This window comes from Streptomyces sp. NPDC050564 (genome assembly GCF_044457265.1).
Classification (GTDB): domain Bacteria; phylum Actinomycetota; class Actinomycetes; order Streptomycetales; family Streptomycetaceae; genus Streptomyces.
The window spans coordinates 19,682-35,335 of sequence record NZ_JBITGS010000023.1; the positions used below are offsets into that span (position 1 = coordinate 19,682).

Annotated in this window: 15 protein-coding genes and 1 pseudogene; 9 read left to right on the forward strand and 7 right to left on the reverse strand. The window is 71.4% G+C overall.

Annotation, left to right across the window (positions count from 1 at the left end; translation table 11 throughout):
- Window positions 1–22 precede the first annotated feature (22 nt).
- The 6 genes and pseudogenes from ACIBK0_RS31940 to ACIBK0_RS31965 all read left to right on the forward strand — a co-directional run.
- Window positions 23–1,150 (forward strand): FAD-dependent oxidoreductase, encoded by a 1,128-nt coding sequence (locus ACIBK0_RS31940; protein WP_399087548.1) that lies wholly within the window; start codon window positions 23–25, stop codon window positions 1,148–1,150.
- Window positions 1,147–2,145 carry an amidohydrolase family protein gene (locus ACIBK0_RS31945; protein ID WP_399087550.1) on the forward strand — a complete coding sequence of 333 codons (999 nt, stop codon included), beginning with the start codon at window positions 1,147–1,149 and terminating at the stop codon, window positions 2,143–2,145. Before ACIBK0_RS31940 ends, ACIBK0_RS31945 begins: the two co-directional genes overlap by 4 nt.
- A 5-nt stretch (window positions 2,146–2,150) precedes the next feature.
- Window positions 2,151–3,083, forward strand: a complete 933-nt coding sequence (locus tag ACIBK0_RS31950) for a VOC family protein (protein ID WP_399087552.1) — start codon at window positions 2,151–2,153, stop codon at window positions 3,081–3,083.
- Between the two features lie 7 nt (window positions 3,084–3,090).
- Window positions 3,091–4,017 (forward strand): fumarylacetoacetate hydrolase family protein, encoded by a 927-nt coding sequence (locus ACIBK0_RS31955; RefSeq protein ID WP_399087554.1) that lies wholly within the window; start codon window positions 3,091–3,093, stop codon window positions 4,015–4,017.
- Window positions 4,014–4,766, forward strand: coding sequence for an SDR family NAD(P)-dependent oxidoreductase (locus tag ACIBK0_RS31960; RefSeq protein ID WP_399087556.1), 753 nt, complete (start codon window positions 4,014–4,016; stop codon window positions 4,764–4,766). The genes ACIBK0_RS31955 and ACIBK0_RS31960 overlap by 4 nt, the downstream gene beginning before the upstream one ends.
- Window positions 4,763–5,131, forward strand: a pseudogene (locus ACIBK0_RS31965) (CoA-transferase); the annotation flags it as partial. The gene ACIBK0_RS31960 and the pseudogene ACIBK0_RS31965, both read left to right, overlap by 4 nt.
- 159 nt (window positions 5,132–5,290) lie before the next feature.
- On the opposite strand, the gene ACIBK0_RS31970 reads toward ACIBK0_RS31965, so the two are convergent.
- From ACIBK0_RS31970 to ACIBK0_RS32000, 7 genes are all read right to left on the reverse strand, one after another.
- The gene (locus ACIBK0_RS31970) at window positions 5,291–6,097 is read right to left on the reverse strand and encodes an ABC transporter permease subunit (protein WP_399087558.1); all 807 of its coding nucleotides are present in this window, start codon (window positions 6,095–6,097) and stop codon (window positions 5,291–5,293) included.
- A complete protein-coding gene (locus ACIBK0_RS31975) occupies window positions 6,094–7,647 on the reverse strand; it encodes an ABC transporter permease subunit (protein WP_399087560.1) in 1,554 nt (517 codons plus the stop codon). The genes ACIBK0_RS31970 and ACIBK0_RS31975 overlap by 4 nt, the downstream gene beginning before the upstream one ends.
- The gene (locus ACIBK0_RS31980) at window positions 7,644–8,597 is read right to left on the reverse strand and encodes an ATP-binding cassette domain-containing protein (RefSeq protein WP_399087562.1); all 954 of its coding nucleotides are present in this window, start codon (window positions 8,595–8,597) and stop codon (window positions 7,644–7,646) included. The genes ACIBK0_RS31975 and ACIBK0_RS31980 overlap by 4 nt, the downstream gene beginning before the upstream one ends.
- A gap of 151 nt (window positions 8,598–8,748) precedes the next feature.
- On the reverse strand, window positions 8,749–9,450 hold the full coding sequence (locus ACIBK0_RS31985; RefSeq protein WP_399087564.1) for a response regulator: 702 nt from the start codon (window positions 9,448–9,450) through the stop codon (window positions 8,749–8,751).
- The gene (locus ACIBK0_RS31990) at window positions 9,447–10,706 is read right to left on the reverse strand and encodes a sensor histidine kinase (RefSeq protein WP_399087566.1); all 1,260 of its coding nucleotides are present in this window, start codon (window positions 10,704–10,706) and stop codon (window positions 9,447–9,449) included. The genes ACIBK0_RS31985 and ACIBK0_RS31990 overlap by 4 nt, the downstream gene beginning before the upstream one ends.
- Before the next feature lie 8 nt (window positions 10,707–10,714).
- Window positions 10,715–12,229: a sensor histidine kinase gene (locus ACIBK0_RS31995; protein ID WP_399087568.1), complete on the reverse strand. Its 1,515-nt coding sequence runs from the start codon at window positions 12,227–12,229 to the stop codon at window positions 10,715–10,717.
- Window positions 12,226–12,915, reverse strand: coding sequence for a response regulator transcription factor (locus ACIBK0_RS32000; protein WP_399087801.1), 690 nt, complete (start codon window positions 12,913–12,915; stop codon window positions 12,226–12,228). Before ACIBK0_RS32000 ends, ACIBK0_RS31995 begins: the two co-directional genes overlap by 4 nt.
- Before the next feature lie 151 nt (window positions 12,916–13,066).
- On the opposite strand from ACIBK0_RS32000, the gene ACIBK0_RS32005 reads away from it, so the two are divergent.
- Genes ACIBK0_RS32005 through ACIBK0_RS32015 form a run of 3 tightly spaced genes read left to right on the forward strand, consistent with a single transcriptional unit; the run spans window position 13,067 to window position 15,552 of the window.
- On the forward strand, window positions 13,067–14,404 hold the full coding sequence (locus tag ACIBK0_RS32005; protein WP_399087570.1) for a ferric reductase-like transmembrane domain-containing protein: 1,338 nt from the start codon (window positions 13,067–13,069) through the stop codon (window positions 14,402–14,404).
- Window positions 14,405–14,414: 10 nt separating this feature from the next.
- Window positions 14,415–14,840, forward strand: a complete 426-nt coding sequence (locus ACIBK0_RS32010; protein ID WP_399087572.1) for an FMN-binding protein — start codon at window positions 14,415–14,417, stop codon at window positions 14,838–14,840.
- Window position 14,841: 1 nt separating this feature from the next.
- Window positions 14,842–15,552 carry an FAD:protein FMN transferase gene (locus ACIBK0_RS32015; protein ID WP_399087574.1) on the forward strand — a complete coding sequence of 237 codons (711 nt, stop codon included), beginning with the start codon at window positions 14,842–14,844 and terminating at the stop codon, window positions 15,550–15,552.
- The last annotated feature ends 102 nt before the right edge of the window (window positions 15,553–15,654 follow it).

A 15,654-nucleotide genomic window follows, 5' to 3' on the forward strand; every position in this document is an offset into this window, starting at 1 on the left:
CGGCGGAACAAGGGAGTTCCCCATGACCAACCCCCGTACCGTCCTCGTCGTCGGCGGCGGCGCCTCGGGCAACGCCATGACCATCCTGCTGCGCCGTGCCGGCCTCGCCGTGGACCTGATCGAGGCCAGGGCCGACTGGAACGCCACCACCGGCTCCGGTATCACCCTGCAGGGCAACGCCCTGCGTGTGCTGCGCGAACTCGGCGTGTGGGACCAGGTGAGCACCTACGGGTTCGCCTTCGGTTCGCTGGGCGTGACCGCCCCCGACGGAACCCTGCTCCACGTGGCCGAGGACCTGCAGACGGGCGGCGAGGACCTGCCCGCCACCCTCGGCATGCAGCGGCCCCGGCTGCAGCAGATCCTCATGAACGCCGTCCGCGCGTCCGGTGCCACCGTACGCCTCGGCACCACCGCCGAGAGCCTGGAGCAGGACGCCGAGGGCGTCTCGGTGCGCTTCAGCGACGGCGTGGCCGGCCGCTACGACCTGGTGATCGGCGCCGACGGCCTCGGCTCCGCCACCCGCGCCGCGATCGGCATCACCACGAAACCCGAGCCGACCGGCATGGCCATCTGGCGCGCCCCCGCCCCGCGCCCTCAGGGCGTCACGCGCACGGACCTGACGTACGGCGGCCCGGCCTACATCGCGGGCTACTGCCCCACCAGTGAGGACACGATCTACGCGTACGTCGTCGAGGCGTGCCGCGACCGCGCCTCGATCCCTCCGCAGGCGTACGCGGACGAGATGCGCCGGCTCGCGCAGAGTTACGGCGGTGTCTGGTCGGAGATCGTCCAGCACCTCGACGACCCAGCACAGGTCAACTACACCTGGTTCGACCGGCTGTTGGTCGAGGGCTCCTGGCACCGCGGCCGGGTCGTCCTCGTCGGTGACGCCGCCCACTGCTGCCCGCCCACCCTCGCCCAGGGCGCCGCCATGTCCCTGGAGGACGCCGCCGTCCTGGCCGAGCTGCTCACCAGCGGGCGGGCCTGGGACGACGAGCTGTTCCGCGCGTACTACGAGCGCCGCATCCCGCGCGTGCGGACCGTCGTCGAGGCGTCCGTGCAGCTCGGACAGTGGCAACTGGACGGCGTGCGCGGCGACGCGCCCGGCCTGATCGGCCGCACGATGGCCTTCCTGAAGGAGCTGCCGTGACGGCGCCCACCATCGACGTGCACGCCCACGTCCTGCTGCCCGAGGTCGAGGCGCTGGTGGCCGGCCTGCCCGGTTCGGCCGAGGCGAAGGCACTGGACGCCCGGCGCAACGGCCCCGCGGCCCTGGCCGTCAGCGGCGCCATGGTCCGCGAGAGCGTTCCCAAGGCGACCGAGGTCGCTCTGCGGCTGGCCGCGATGGACGCCCAGGGCGTGGACGTGCAGCTGGTCAGTCCGTCCCCGTCGCACTACCACTACTGGGCGGACGAGGAGACGGCCGAGAAGGCGTACCGGCTGGCCAACGAGGCCACCGCAGCCCACTGCGCCCAGGCGCCGCACCGGCTCAAGGGGCTCGGGCTCGCCCCCCTCCAGCACCCGGACCAGGCGGTGCGCGCCCTGGAACACGCCCTGGACCAAGGCCTGTCGGGAGTCGAGATCTCCAGTCACGCGCCGGGCCGGGAGCTGTCCGATCCGGCGTACGAACCCTTCTGGTCGCGGGCCGAGGAGGCCGGAGCGCTCCTCTTCCTGCATCCCTTCGGGTGCACGCTCGACGAGCGACTGGACCGGTGGTACCTGTCCAACGTCGTCGGGCAGCCCACCGAGAACGCCGTCGCGCTGTCCCATCTCATCTTCTCCGGAGTCCTGGACCGGCATCCGGATCTGAAGCTGATCGTGGCGCACGGCGGCGGCTACCTGCCCACCCACATCGGCCGCTCCGACCACGCCTGGTCCGCCCGCTCGGACGCGGGCGCGGGCTGCGCCCACCTGCCCAGCAGCTATCTGCGGCGCCTGTACTTCGACTCCCTGGTCCACGACCCGTACGTCCTGCGGGAGTTGATCCGCGCCGTCGGCGCCGACCGGGTCCTGCTCGGCTCCGACTTCCCCTTCGACATGGGCACCGAGGACCCGGTCGGCGCCCTGCGCGCCGCGCGGCTGCCCGACGCCGAGTTCCACGCCGTACGGGGCGGCAACGCCGCCGCCCTCCTCCGGAAGGACTGACCACCATGCGCCTGCTCACCCACCTCCGCCACGTCGACCTCGCCGTGCCCGACTACGACAAGCAGCTCGACTTCTACGCCGGCGTCTGGGGCCTGACCAAGGTGGCCGAGGACTCCGGGATCTCCTTCCTGGCGGCCGAGGGCTCGCCCGAGCAGTACGTCGTACGGCTGCGCAAGGCCGACGAGAAGCGGCTGGACCTCGTCTCGTACGGGGCCGTATCGGCGGCCGGCGTCGACACGCTCGCGGAGCAACTGTCCTCGTCCGGCGTACAGTTGATCTCCCAGCCGGGCAAGGTCGACACCCCCGGCGGCGGCTACGGCTTCCGCTTCTTCGACGTCGACGGGCGCACCATCGAGGTGTCGGCCGACGTGGACGTCCGGCGGCACCGCAGGATCGAGGAGAAGGAGTCGATCCCGGTCAAGCTGTCGCACGTGGTCCTCAACTCCCCCGACCTGAACCGGACTCGGGAGTGGTACGAGCGCCACCTGGGCTTCCGCCTCTCCGACACCCTCATGCACCCGAGGATGGGCGAGGCGATGCACTTCATGCGCATCAGCAGCCGGCACCACTCCATGGCCATCGCCCAGGGTCCGCACACCGCCCTGCACCACGTCTCCTTCGAGATGCGCGGCCTCGACGAGTACATGCGCGGCTCCGGGCGCGTCATCCGGGCCGGCCACCGGAAGATCTGGGGCCCGGGGCGGCATCTTGCGGGCGACAACACCTTCACGTACTTCCTCGACCCGCACGGCAACACCATCGAGTACACGACGGAGTTGGAGGTCCTCGACGAGGACACCTGGCACCCGCACGTCTACGACTTCTCCCAGCCCGAAGTCGCCGACCAGTGGGGCACCGCCAACCCCATGAACGAGCTGGTCGCGAAGGAGTCGTTCAACGACGTCGACCGCGGCGTGTTCGTCGCCCCGCCGGTATGAGGGACACATGCGCATAGCCACTTACGTCCACGAGGGCCGTCGTCTGCGTGGCGTCGTCGAGGACGGCGTCGTACGCGCGCTGCCGGACGGCACCTCACCGGTCGAGGCCGTCGGGGTGCGCCCGGTGGGCCCCGCGGTCCCCCTCGCCGAGGTGCGCCTGCTGCCGCCGCTGGAGCCCCGGACCGTCCGCGACTTCGTCACCTTCGAGGAGCACATCGAAGGTGTACGCCGGTCCGTGGACGGCGCCGCCGGGGTGCCCGACGCCTGGTACGACGCCCCGACCTTCTACTTCACCAATCCGTACGCGGTTCTCGGGCCGTACGACGACGTGCCCGTGCCGCCCGGGGCGCAGGTCCTCGACTTCGAACTCGAAGTCGCGGCCGTCATCGGCCGCGAGGGCCGCGACCTCACCCCGGAACAGGCCCGTGACCACATCGTCGGTTACACGGTCTTCAACGACTGGTCCGCGCGTGATCTCCAGTCCCGTGAGATGCGGGTGGGCCTCGGCCCGTGCAAGGGCAAGGACACGGCGGCCACCCTCGGCCCGTATCTGGTCACCGCCGAGGAGTTGGACGCGTACCGCGACGCCGAGGGCTTCCTGCGTCTGGCTCTCACCGCCGAGGTCAATGGCGAGGTCGTCGGCGAGGATCTGTTGTCCAACATGAGCTGGACCTTCGAGGAGATGGTCGCCTATGCCTCCCGGGGCACCGCCGTCCGCCCCGGCGACGTCCTCGGCTCGGGCACCTGCGGCAACGGCGGCTGCCTGGCGGAGCTGTGGGGCGTACGGGGGCGGCAGGAACCGCCTCCGCTGAAGCCCGGTGACACGGTCACGCTCACCGTCGAGGGCATCGGCACCACGTCCAACACGGTGGTGCCCGGCACCGATCCGGTGCCGATCCCCGCGGCCCGCCGACGTACTCGGGAGCGGCCGTGAACGATCTGCACCCCAAGCGGCTGCTCGGCAAGGTCGTGGTCGTCACCGGGGCCGCCCGCGGTCAGGGCGCCGCCGAGGCCTTGGCCCTTGCCCGCGAGGGCGCCCGGGTCATCGCCACCGACGCCGAGCAGGCGGACGGATGCCGCCGGCTCGACGTCACCGACGAGCAGGATTGGGCCCGACTGACCGCTGAACTACGGGAGTCGTACGGCGCGGTGCACGGTCTGGTCAACAACGCGGGCATCACCTGGCGGGCCCGACTCGGCGACGTACGGCCCGAGGACTTCGCCCGCGTCCACGCCGTCAACGTCAGCGGACCGCTCCTGGGCCTCCAGCACCTCGTCCCGCTGATGCCTCCCGGCTCGTCCGTCGTCAACGTGGGCTCGTCCGCCGCGCTCACCGGCCACTACCCGGTCGCGTACACGTCCAGCAAGTGGGCCCTGCGCGGCCTGTCGAAGACCGCCGCCACGGAGCTGGGCCCGCGCGGTATCCGGGTGAACACCATCCACCCCGGCTTCATCGAAACGGAGATGACCGCCTCCGCCCACCCCGCCTTCCGCGCGGCGAACCTCCATGAGACCCCGCTCGGCCGCACCGGCACGGTCGACGAGGTCACCCCGCTCGTGATCTTCCTGCTGTCCGACGAGGCGTCGTTCATCACGGGCGCCGAGATCCCGGTCGACGGTGGGCTCACCGCGCACGGCGGCGTCAAGTCCGTCTCCGACGCGCTGCGCGGGGAGGCGCCATGAAGCGCCTCGAAGGCAAGGTGGCCCTCGGCCTGCCCACCCTCGTCCCCGGCCACCTCCCCCTCGGTGTGCACGTCGTCCTGCACTCCGAGAACGGCATCCTCGGCACCGGCCCCTATCCGTACGAGGGCGAGGTGTACCCCGACCTGATCAACGCGGGCAAGGAGACGGTCACCGTCCTGCCCGGTGCCTCCTTCTTCGACTCCGCGCTCTCCTTCGGCATGATCCGGGGCGGCCACATCGACACCGCGGTCCTCGGCGCCATGCAGGTGTCGGAGAACGGCGACCTCGCCAACTGGATGATCCCCGGCAAGATGGTCAAGGGCATGGGCGGCGCCATGGACCTCGTCCACGGCGCCCGCCGCGTCTGGGCGAGGCTTCGCCTGGGGCGGGCGGCAGGGCTGCTGGGTATGTCAGGCCCGGCAAGGACGCCGCCCGCCCGAGGCGACGACGACCGCTCCGCGCCTGGTGCCGTAGCCGCAACGCGGGCCTGACATCACGTCAGCGGCAGTGCTCCCCAAGCGCCCTCACGCGTCCCGCGAGCTCAGTAGCCATCCGCCCGCTGCCATCGCCCCCGCCGCCCACGCGGTCATCACGCCGAGGCCCTGCCAGGGGCCGATGGGAAGGTCGTCGACACCGACCGTCGTCTGGACGGCGAGGCCCGCCGTCATCGGCGATATCTGCCGGAGGTGGCGCTGCCAGTCGGGGTCGGCGACCACCTGGGCGAGGATCGGGAAGACGAACAGCAGGGCGAGGACGATTCCGATGGCGGTCGCCGAGTTCCGTACGGCCAGCGCGATGCCGAGACTGAGCAGCCCGATCATTACGAGATAGAGGACCGAGCCCACGGCGGCCCGCAGCGTCGGCTCGTCGGCCAACGACAGGGCCGCGAAGCCGTGTTGCTCGGTGAAGCCGCGGCCCGGCTGCACGACGCGGCCGATCAGCAGGGACCCGAGTACGGAGACGGTCCCGGCCACCAGCGTCACCGCGCTGAGCACGGCCGACTTCGAGCACAGGACCGTCAGTCGTCGCGGCATCGCCGTGAGCGTGGTGTGCATCATGCCGGTGCTGTATTCGTTGCCGACCATCAGAACCGCCACGACGGCGACGACGACCTGTCCGACCATGACCCCGGTGAGACTGAGCCGCGGCGGGTCCCCGCCGCAGCCGGCCGCGTCGCATCTGGACGTCATGGCCACCGCCGCGCCGACGGCCACGGTCAGCACGATCACGCCGAGCGTCAGCCAGCCGTTGCTCGCGTCCGTCCGCAGCTTCGTCCACTCGGCGCGTCCCGCGCGCGTCATACGTCCCTGCGACGCAAGGGGAACTTTCATACGTCCCTCCTGCGCAGCAGGACCACGGCGGCGCCGAACGAGGCCGCGGTATAGGCGCACAGGACGGCGAAGCCCGCCCATGGGGCCAGCGGGAAGTAGCCGGACGACGGCGCGTAGACGGTGACGACCTGGTCGTAGCGCTCGACGCTCTGCTGGATGGCGAACCCGGCGGCCGGAGTGACCCGCAGCAGCCACTGCGAGGCCCCGTCGGGCAGCACGGACCCGGCCGCGAGCAGGTAGGGCAGGACCATGCCGACGACGACCAGGGTGATCGCCACGGCGCTGCGCCGCAGGAGGGTGCCGAGCGCGAGGGCGAACACGCTCGCAACGGCCAGAAGCAGGCCCGTGCCGACGATGACGCGCAGCTCTGTCGCGGAGGGCACCGTCAGCACCGGGAAGCCGTTCGCCTTCGACCTCGATCCCCCGAAGGGGACCATGACGGCGGCGGCGAGCAGCCCGACCGCGAAGGCGACCGACCCCATCACCAGTGCCTTCGCCACCAGGACGCGGCCCCTGCGTGGACTCGCCGCCAGGGTGACGCCGATCATCCCGCGCCGGTACTCGACGGTGATGTACCCCGCGCCGACTACGGCCATGATGATCAGCCCGGCGAACGCGCCGACGAGGAAGTTCTCGATGGGTCGTACGCCGCTCGTGGCGGGCCCGCCGACGACGGGGGCGATGTCGCCCGCCCCGGTCACCCGGAAGCCGCTGCCGGAGACGGTGGCCCCGCCCTTGATGTCCTGGAGGTAGCTGCCGGAGGTGCCGGCGTCCCCGCCCACCCGGCCGCTCTGCCAGGAGCCGTCGGTCCACCGGCCGCCGAGGGCGACCTCGTCGAAGGTGCCAGTGACGACGGCCGGGGCGAAGCCCGTGCCGGTTCCGGTCCCGTCCTGGATCGACGGGGAGGTCGCGAACAGCCCGACCTGCGGTGTCGCCGACAGTCCGGGTAGGTCCGCGCGACCCACCTCGGTCCACTGGGAGCCGTCCGTCGACTGGTAACCGGTGAGCGTGTCACCGGAGCGCCGCAGCCTCAGCCAGCGGGGCGAGTCCTGGGAGGCCGTGCCGGTCCTCCCGGCCCTGTCGTGCGTGTAGTTGTACTGCATCCGCACGCCATGGGCGCCTGTGACCATCATCGCCGCGTATGCCGATCCCTGGTCGAGGCTGTCCTTCACGATGATGCCGGCCTTCGCCCAGGGCGCGACCCCGGCCCTGTTGTCCGCCGGACCGGTCGAGACGACACCGGTCAACGAGGACACGGAGACGGTGAGGCTGCCGTCGCCCCGCACCTGCTGGTGCAGGAAGAAGAAGTCGTCGTTGACCGCTTCGCCGTCCGGGCCGGTGGGAAGCGCGGAGCTGCCGTTCGGATGGGACTCGCCGGCCGGGGCCGTGGCCAGCAGGCTCACCAGACAGATGATCAGGACCGCGCCGACCGTGCTCAGCGTCCAGCCGCGCACCGTGCGGAACTTGGTCCATTCCGCGTGCAGCAGCCGACCGAAGCCGGCCCGCCCCGGCCGGGCCGCGGCACGCGGCGGCATCGTCGTGGAGGTCATCGACCGACCTCCTCGGGAACGATGCCGCGGTACTGCACGGCATCCCGAGTGAGCTCCATGTAGGCCTCCTCCAGCGACGCGCGGTGCTCGGAGATCTCCGAGAAGGGCACCGAGTCCGCACCGAGCAGCGCCACCACGTCCTCGGCCGGCAGCCCGGTCACGCTGATCGTCTCGGCTTCCGCGGAGCTCACCGTGGCGCCCGCGCGCGCCAGGACCGTCATCGCCTGCGCGAGGGCCGTTGTCCGCAGGGTCACCCGCCCCCGGGACACCGACGCCAGCAGGTCCCGCACGCTCATGTCCGCGATGACCCTGCCGCGCCCGACGACCACCACGTGGTCCGCGCTGTCCTGCAGTTCGCTCATCAGGTGGCTGGAGACCAGCACGGCCCGGCCCTGTTCGGCCAGCGACGCCAGGAAGCCGCGTATCCACCGGAACCCTTCGGGGTCCAGGCCGTTGAAGGGTTCGTCGAGCATGATCACCGGCGGGTCGCCGAGCAGCGCCGCCGCGATACCCAGGCGCTGCCTCATGCCCAGGGAGAAGCCGCCCGCCTTGCGCCCGGCCACGCCCTGAAGGCCGACCTGCCGGATCACCTCGTCGACCCGCCCCGCGCTCAGCCCCTGGGAGTGGGCGAGCCACAGCAGATGGTGGCGGGCGGTACGGCTCGGCTGCACGGCCGCAGCATCGAGCAGGGCCCCGATGTGTGTCAGCGGGGTGCGCACCTCCTGGTAGGGGCGGCCGCCGACCAGCGCGGCCCCTTCGTCCGGCCGGTCCAGGCCGAGGATCACGCGCATCGTGGTGGACTTGCCCGCGCCGTTGGGACCCACGAAGCCGGTGACCTGCCCGGGGTTGACGTCGAACGTCATCCCGTCCAGCGCCAGGGTGCTCCCGAAGCGCTTGCGCACGTTCCTGACCTCGATCGTGGCACGCGAACCGTCGATCGTCTTCTCCATGCCGGCAGACTAGGAAGAAGGCGGTGCCCGGGTCGTCACGACGAAGAGCCAAGTCCGAGGACCCTCACAGGAGCCACGACGCGGACCGGCCGTCCCCCACGCGAGGGACGCGGGTTGCCCTACCTGAGGGTGACGGCGAGCCGCGTGACGGCTATGCGGACTTGCGGGAGCGGGGGACGACAAGTCCCGTCTCGTACGCCGCGATGACGGCCTGGGTACGGTCGCGCAGCGCCAACTTGCCGAGAATGCGGCTGACATGGGTCTTCACCGTCTCCTCGCTGACGACCAGCCGGGCGGCGATCTCCGGGTTGGACAGACCCTCGGCGACCAGCAGCAGGACTTCCGTCTCGCGCGCGGTGAGCGACTTCATCGCGGACGGCGGCGCGACATCGGGCTTGGCGGGCATCAGGGCGAACTCTGTGATGAGCCGTCGGGTGATCCCGGGCGCGAGCAGCGCGTCCCCGGCCGCGACGACGCGCACGGCGTCGAAGAGCCGTTCGGCGGTGGCCTCCTTGAGGAGGAAGCCGCTGGCTCCGGCGCGCAGCGCGTCGTAGACGTACTCGTCGAGGTCGAACGTCGTCAGGATGAGGATGCGTGGTGCGTCCGCGCCGTCGGGCGAGGAGCCGACGAGCTGTCGGGTGGCCTCGATGCCGTCCATCTCGGGCATGCGGATGTCCATGAGGACGACGTCGGGCAACACGTCGCGGCAGACGTGGACCGCTTCCAGTCCGGAAGAGGCGGTCCGCACGACGGTGAAGTCCGGCTGGCTGTCCAGCAGCGCGGAGAACCCGGTGCGGACGACCACGTGGTCGTCGGCGACGACGACCCGGATGGGCGAGGACGAGGCGCTCATGAGGTCCCTTCCGTCTTGGCGGGCAGGCGTGCCTCGACGACGAACCCGCCGCCGGTGAACGCCGAACCGGTCCGTACGTCTCCGCCGACCGCGGCCGCCCGTTCGCACATGCCGAGCAGGCCGTGTCCGTCCAGGGGGCGGTCGGGGGGCGGCCCCGGTCCGTTGTCGCGGACGCGTATGCGCAGCGCGTCGTCGGTGTAGGTGAGCTCCACGTCGACGGCGGCGCCGGTGGCGTGCTTGCGGGCGTTGGTGAGGGATTCCTGGACGATGCGGTAGGCGGCGAGTTCGATGCCGGGCTCCAGTTCGCGCGGGGGTCCGCTGAGGATGAGGCGGATGGTCGTGGCGGAGGCCTTGCGGGACTCGTCGAGCAGTGCGTGGAGCTGACGCAGGTCGGGCTGCGGCCGGCGGTCGCCGCCGGTGACGGACTCGGTGTCCTCGCGGAGCACGCCGAGCAGGCGGCGCATCTCGGCGAGGGCGGCGCGGGCGGTGTCCCCGATGCCGAGCAGCCGTTCGGCGCCCTCGGCGGGCATGCCAGCGGTGGCCACGCGGGCCGTCTCGGCCTGTACGGCGATCATGGAGATGTGGTGGCCGACGACATCGTGGAGCTCACGGACGATGCGTACGCGTTCTCCGCGTACGGCGAACTCCCACTGGGCGCCGTCCATGTCCTCGCGGATGGCGCTGTGTTGCCGGTGCTGTTCCTTCGACCGGCCGGCCAGTCCGGTGAAGGCCGCCAGCGGGGCCAGCGCCGAGATAAGGACGAGTCGTACGTGGTGGTCGGTGTCGTCAGACCCATCGAGCACCGTCAGGGCCAGGACGAGGAAGGGCGCGGCGAGCAGCGCGGCCGGCAGAACGGAGCCGCTGCGGCCGAGCCGGTACTGGGCGATGAGCTGCGCGGCCAGGCCCGCCAGCGTGAGCGTCTGGAAGATCACGAGCGAGCCGACGCTCGCCGCGGTGACGGCGATCCCTGCTGTCAGGGGGCGCAGAAAGGCCAGGGGCAAGGCGGTGGACAGGCACAACAGGCCGACCACCATGGCGAATTGCACACCGGCGGCGCTGCCGTGTGGACCGGTGTGCGTGGTGGCGTCGGCGAACATACGGGGAATCGACCCATGGACGGCGACGAATTCGCCGAGCGATTCCAGGACGGCGAGCAGCCCGAGCAGTGCCCCGAACACGGCACCCGTGTGCGGGAGTTCCGCCGCCCACCGCTGCGTTCCCCTCCAGGTGTCACGCCAAGCCGTCGCACGGTGCACACCGGTCATTATGGCAGTGGGTGCCGTTCGAGATCGTCCCTCCCGCGAGCCATGACGCCGTCCCCCGTGCGAGGGACGGCGCCGTCCTCGGCGCGGGGAAGCCTGATCGTGAAGGCCGTCGAGCCCGGGCTGCTGGTCACGTCGACGGTGCCGCCGTGCGCCCGGACCAGTGCGCGCGCGACCGCGAGACCGAGGCCGCTGCCTCCGCGGTCGCGGCTGCGGGCCTTGTCGACGCGGTAGAAGCGGTCGAAGACGCGTTCCCGCTCGGCGGCCGGGATGCCGGGTCCCGAGTCGGCGACCCGTACGACCGCCGCGCCGGGCGGGACGGACAGCTCCACGCTCACCTTCGTACCGGCCGGGGTGTGCACGGCGGCGTTGGTGAGCAGGTTGTCCAGCACCTGCCGGATGCGCAGGGAGTCCAGTGCGAGCCGCACGGGGTGCGGGCCGATGGTCGCCGTCAGCTCGCGGTCCGGGTGTCCCGCGCGGAAGGCGTCCGCCGCCTCCCGCGTCAGCTCCGCCAGATCCGCGTCCTCCAGCCGCAGCGGTGTCTCCACCTCGGCGGCATCCAGACGGGCGAGCAGCAGCAGGTCGTCGAGGAGTACGCCCATCCTGGCCGCCTCGGCGCGCAGCCGGGCCAGGTGCTTGTCCCGCTCCTCGGTTGCGTGGGCGGCAGCGTACTGGAAGAGGTCCGCATAGCCCCGGACGGACATCAGGGGCGTGCGGAGTTCGTGCGAGGCGTCCGCGACGAACCGCCGCAGCCGCTGCTCGGCCTCCGCGCGGACCGCGAGGGAGTCGTCGATGTGCTCCAGCATCATGTTGAAGGCGGTGCGCAGTTCCTCGACCTCCGGGCCGCCGCCCCGCTTGTCGGCGCGCAGCGGCAGCCGGGCCGCCGACTCGGTCAGATCGTGCGAGGTGATGCCGTGGGCGGTGTGCGCCATGTCGCTCAGCGGCTTGAGACCACGGCGCAGCAGTCTGCGGCCGAACACCACCAGCGCCAGGAGCGCGAGTCCGAAGGTGACCACCTGAATCGTGATCAACTGCCTTACCGTGTCGTCGATGTCGTCCATCGGCGCGCCACTGACCAGGAGCACACCGGGCTCGACCTCGCAGCCGCGCAGCCGGTACTCGCCCTCGCCCGTGAGGTGCTCGGTGCGCAGCACCTCGGTGCCCGCGGAGATCTGCGCCCTGGCCACGGAGGTGAGGTCGGCGATGTCCTCGGGCAGGTCGCCGGCCTCCTCGGGCTTGCGGAGCACGGGGGTGCCGTCCGACACGTCGTACACGGCGTAGTACCAGCGGTAGTACTTCTTGCCCTGGAGTGTGCCGTTCGCCGCGATGCTCTTGGACTGGGCGATCTGGGCGAGTCCCAGCTGGTCGTCGAGCTGGGCCGACAGATAGTCCTGCATGTAGGTCGTCAGGGCTGTGCCGACGACGGCGAACGCCACCAGGGCCAGCGCCCCGAGCCCCAGCGCCAGCCGGGTGCCGAGCCGCAGCCGCCGGTACGCCCGCCGCAGCCGCCCGATCACTCGGCCGCCTGCCGGATGACGTACCCGAAGCCTCGCACGGTGTGGATCAGCGGATCGCCCGTGTCGTCGAGCTTGCGGCGCAGGCGGCTGACGACCAGCTCGACGACGTTCGAGCGGCCCCCGAAGCCGTACGCCCACACATGGTCGAGGATCTGCGCCTTGGTCAGCACGGTCGGCAATTTGCGCATCAGGTAGCGCAGCACCTCGTATTCGGTGGGAGTGAGGGTGAGCAGCTTGTCGCCGCGGCGCACCTCACGGGTGTCCTCGTCCATCGTCAGGTCCGCGACCCGCAGCACCGAGCGCTGGAAGGTCGGCCCGGCGCTGCGCCGCAGCACCGTCCGCAGCCGGGCCATCAGCTCCTCGACCGCGAACGGCTTGACCAGGTAGTCGTCACCGCCCCGAGTGAGCCCGGCCACCCGGTCGGCGACCCCGTCGCGCGCCGTGAGGAACACCACGGGCACCATCGTCCTGGACTGACGCAGCCGGTCCAGGACGGCGAACCCGTCGAGGCCGGGCAGCATCAGGTCGAGCACCACGATGTCGGGATGGAATTCGACGGCCCGGCGCAGCGCATCCTCGCCGGAGTACGCGGTGACGGCCTCCCAGCCCTCGTAACGGGCGACCGTCGCCACGAGGTCCGCGATGGGAGGGTCGTCGTCCACGACCAGGAGGCGCACTTTTTCCACCCGCTCATACTGCTTCACGTGTCTCCGGACGCCATACCCGCGGTCGCTCCTGATCGACATCGATAAAAACTTGAAAGTTGACCGACAGGAAAACGACAGCTCCCACCGGGCAGGCTCGGTGTCCCCACACCCGAACGAGGAGCTGCCCTCCGTGACCACTGTCGAACGTGTCCAGCCGCCTCCCACGGCGGTACGTCCCAAGGTGGTGGCCCGCGCCGGCCTGTACGCCGTGCTGGCGGCGAACGCGGGCGTGGTGACCGCGTTCTTCTTCCAGGCCGGACTCGGCTCGAGCACCCTGATCGCGATCGGCCGACTGGCCGGGCTGTACGGCGCGTTGCTGATGGCCTTCCAGTTGCTGCTGGTCGCCCGGCTGCCGTGGCTCGACCACCGGATCGGCATGGACCGGCTGACGTCCTGGCACCGCTGGGTCGGCTTCGGCCTGCTGTGGACACTGCTGTCGCACGCGGTGTTCATCATTCTCGGCTATGCGCGGCCGGCGTCCATGTCCTTCATGGAGGAGTTGGTCGAACTGGCCACGACGGTCGAGGGAGTGCTGCGAGCCGTCGTCGCACTGGCCCTGATCATCGTGATCGGCGCGGTGTCGGCGCGCTTCGCCCGACGCCGACTGGCGTACGAGACCTGGCACTTCATCCACCTCTACACGTACGTGGCGGTGGTGCTGGCGTTCACGCACCAGGTCGCGGTGGGAACGACCTTCACCACGTCGTCCGCCGCCACCGCCTATTGGTGGGTTCTGTGGGGAGCGGCGCTGGGCTCGGTGTTCCTGGGGCGGCTGGTGCTCCCGGTGTGGCGGAATCTGCGCCACCAGCTACGGGTCTCGGCCGTGGTGCCGGAGTCCGACGACGTGGTGTCGATCCACATCACGGGACGGGACCTGGACCGGCTGCCCGCGCGGGCGGGCCAGTTCTTCCTGTGGCGGTTTCTCACCAAGGACCGCTGGTGGCAGGCCAATCCGTTCTCCCTGTCGGCCGCGCCGGACGGCCACACGCTGCGGCTGACCGCGAAGACCGCCGGGGACGGCACCGCGGCGTTGCGCCATCTCCGGGTGGGCACACGGGTGTTCGCCGAGGGACCGTACGGCGCGTTCACCACCTTGCACCGGACGCGCCCCGACACCCTGCTCGTCGCCGGCGGTGTGGGCATCACCCCGATCCGAGCCCTGCTGGAGGAGCTGTACGGCCATGGGGTCCTCATCTACCGGGTGGCGACGGACCGCGACGCCGTACTCCTGGACGAACTGCGGAAACTCGCCGCCGCCAAGGGCGCCGAGCTGCATGTCATCACCGGTCCCGCCACACCCGACAAGCTGGCGCCCCGGGAGCTCGCCCGGCTCGTACCCGACGTGGCGGACCGGGACGTCTTCGTCTGCGGGCCGCCCGGCATGACCGGAGCCGTCCTGCGCACCCTGCGCGACCTGGGCGTACCCAAGCAGCAGATACACGCCGAGCGCTTCAGCCTGGCGGGATGAGGGGGACGTCATGAAGCGTGCCATGACTGTTGTGGTGCTGACCGCGGCCGGGCTGATCCCGCTCTGGCGGTACGAGCCGTCGAGCGGTACGACGACGACCACCGAGGTCGCAGCGCCGACCCCGGCTCCCTCCTCGACGGCATCGTCCTCGTCCTCGCCGTCCGCGTCGGCCGCCTCACAGGTCGTCCAGGGCTCCACCGTCGACACCTCGAAGGGCGCCGTGCAGGTGGAGGTGACGTTCGCGGGCGACAGGATCAGCTCCGTGCGCATGCTCCAGCAGCCGAACCACCCGCAGACCACGGCCGCCGTGCCGGTGCTGATCAAGGAGACGCTGCGGGCGCAGAGCGCCGACATCGACACGGTGTCCGGCGCCACGGTCACCAGCGAGGGCTACGCCCAGTCGCTCCAGGCCGCCCTCGACGCGAAGGGTTCCTGAAGTGCGCCGCGTCGAACACGTCATGGGGTTCCCGGTCTCCCTGCGGATCGACGACGCGTGCGCCGACGAGGAGACCGCGGACCCGGTGTTCGCGTTGCTGCGCGAGGTCGACGCCCGGTTCAGCCCCTTCCTCGCGGACAGCGAGGTGTCCCGCCTCGACCGGGGCGAGCTGCGGCCCGACGAGCTCAGCCGCGATCTGGTCGAAGTCCTCGGCCTCTGCGAGGAGTACCGGGTCGCGAGCCGCGGCGCCTTCGACGTCCGGCTGCCCGGCCGCGGCCTCGACCCGTGCGCGGTGGTGAAGGGCTGGTCGGTGCAGCGGGCCGCGGAGTTGCCGGCGGCGCACGGGATGCGCAGGTTCTGCCTCAACGCCGGTGGTGATGTGGTGACGTACGGCGGTCCCTGGCGGGTGGGCGTACGCCACCCCGAGCTGGCGGACCGGCTGTGCGCGATGCTGGAGATCACCGACGGCGCGGTGGCGACCTCCGCGCGGTACGAGCGGGGCGACCACATCCTCGACGGGCGCACCGGCCGGCCCGCGACCGGGCTGCTCGGTGTCAAGGTCGTGGCGCCGTCACTGACCGAGGCGGACGCCATGGCGACGGCGGCGTTCGCCATGGGTACGGAGGGCGTCGCGCGGGAGGGCTGCGAGGTGTTCGCCGTCGACGCCGAGCGCGGGGTGCTGCGCACCGCGGGGTTCCCTGTCGCCGACTGACCTGCCGGCTGAACCCGCGGTTCTCAAGTGCCGTGCGTCGAAGCGGAATCGAAACCTGTCGGAAGCGTTGACGTGCGCCTGCCGGAAACCTATCTTCTGGTC